This window comes from Serratia sp. X3 (assembly GCF_014982455.1).
GTDB classification, from domain to species: domain Bacteria; phylum Pseudomonadota; class Gammaproteobacteria; order Enterobacterales; family Enterobacteriaceae; genus Serratia; species Serratia ureilytica.
Genome location: NZ_JADCNB010000022.1, coordinates 1 through 2043, shown reverse-complemented (window position 1 = coordinate 2043; position 2043 = coordinate 1). Strand labels below are relative to the sequence as shown.

Below are 2043 nucleotides of genomic sequence, written 5' to 3'. Positions count from 1 at the left end.
TCTCGTAAAGAGCTTGCCAACGCCATCCGCGCACTCAGCATGGACGCCGTACAAAAAGCAAATTCCGGCCACCCGGGGGCCCCTATGGGCATGGCGGACATCGCCGAAGTCCTGTGGCGCGACTACCTCAACCACAACCCGACTAACCCGCACTGGGCTGACCGCGACCGTTTCGTGCTCTCCAACGGCCACGGCTCCATGTTGATTTACAGCCTCCTGCACCTCACCGGCTACGACCTGCCGATGCGCGAGCTGGAAAACTTCCGTCAGCTGCATTCCAAAACCCCGGGCCACCCGGAGTACGGTTACACCCCGGGCGTTGAGACCACCACCGGCCCGCTGGGCCAGGGTATCGCCAACGCCGTCGGCTTCGCCATTGCCGAACGCACCCTGGCGGCGCAGTTCAACCGCCCTGGTCACGACATCGTCGACCACCACACCTACGCCTTCATGGGCGACGGCTGCATGATGGAAGGCATCTCGCACGAAGTCTGCTCCCTGGCCGGCACCCTCAAGCTCGGCAAGCTGACCGCCTTCTACGATGACAACGGCATCTCCATCGACGGCCACGTCGACGGCTGGTTCACCGACGACACCGCCCTGCGTTTCGAAGCCTACGGCTGGCACGTGGTGCGCAACGTCGACGGCCACAACCCGGACGCCATCAAGGCGGCGATTGAAGAAGCCCGCAAGGTGACCGACAAGCCGTCGCTGCTGATGTGCAAGACCGTTATCGGCTTCGGCTCGCCGAACAAGGCCGGCACCCATGACGTGCACGGCGCCGCGCTGGGCGCCGCCGAAGTGGCCGCCACCCGCGAGCGGCTTGGCTGGAAATACGCCGCCTTTGAAATCCCGCAGGACATCTACGCCCAGTGGGACGCCAAAGAAGCCGGTCAGGCCAAAGAAGCGGCCTGGAACGACAAGTTCGCCGCCTACGCCAAGGCCTTCCCGGAACTGGCCGCCGAGTTCAAGCGCCGCATGAACGGCGAGCTGCCGGCTGACTGGAAAGCCGACGCCAAGGCGTTCGTGGAAAAACTGCAGGCCAACCCGGCCAACATCGCCAGCCGCAAGGCGTCGCAGAACGCGCTGGAAGCGTTCGGCAAGGTGCTGCCGGAGTTCCTGGGCGGCTCCGCCGACCTGGCGCCGAGCAACCTGACCATGTGGTCCGGTTCGAAAGCGCTGAACGTTGACCCGGCGGGCAACTACATTCATTACGGCGTGCGCGAGTTCGGCATGACCGCCATCACCAACGGCATCGCGCTGCACGGCGGCTTCCTGCCGTACTCGGCGACCTTCCTGATGTTCGTGGAATACGCCCGCAACGCGGTGCGCATGGCGGCGCTGATGAAGCTGCGCAACGTGTTCGTCTACACCCACGACTCCATCGGTCTGGGCGAAGACGGCCCGACCCACCAGCCGGTGGAGCAGCTGGCGAGCCTGCGCGTGACCCCGAACATGAGCACCTGGCGTCCGTGTGACCAGGTGGAATCGGCGGTGGCGTGGCAGTACGGCATCGAGCGCAACGACGGCCCGACCACGCTGGTGTTCTCGCGCCAGAACCTGACCCAGCAGCCGCGCACCGCAGAGCAGCTGGCGAACGTGTACCGCGGCGGCTACGTGCTGAAAGACTGCGCGGGCACGCCGGACGTTATCCTGATTGCCACCGGCTCCGAAGTGGGCATCACGGTGGAGGCGGCGGACAAACTGACCGCAGCGGGCCGCAAGGTGCGCGTGGTGTCGATGCCGTCGACCGACGCGTTCGACAAGCAGGATGCGGCGTACCGCGAGTCGGTGTTGCCGGCGGCGGTAACGGCGCGCGTGGCGGTGGAAGCGGGTATCGCGGACTACTGGTACAAGTACGTGGGCCTGAACGGGGCCATCGTGGGCATGACCACCTTCGGTGAGTCGGCGCCGGCGGAGCAGCTGTTCGCCGAGTTCGGCTTCACCGTGGACAACGTGGTGGCCAAGGCGCAGGCGCTGCTGAAGTAAGCCGCCGGGCGCAAGCCGATAAAAAAGCCGGTCATCATGACCGGCTTTTTTTAT

At 65.4% G+C, this 2043-nt stretch carries 1 protein-coding gene; it reads left to right on the top strand.

Annotation, left to right across the window (positions count from 1 at the left end; translation table 11 throughout):
- Positions 1-1989: transketolase (gene tkt / locus IMX17_RS25100; RefSeq protein ID WP_227414704.1), on the top strand; the 1989-nt coding region annotated here is incomplete at its 5' end.
- Positions 1990-2043: the final 54 nt, after the last annotated feature.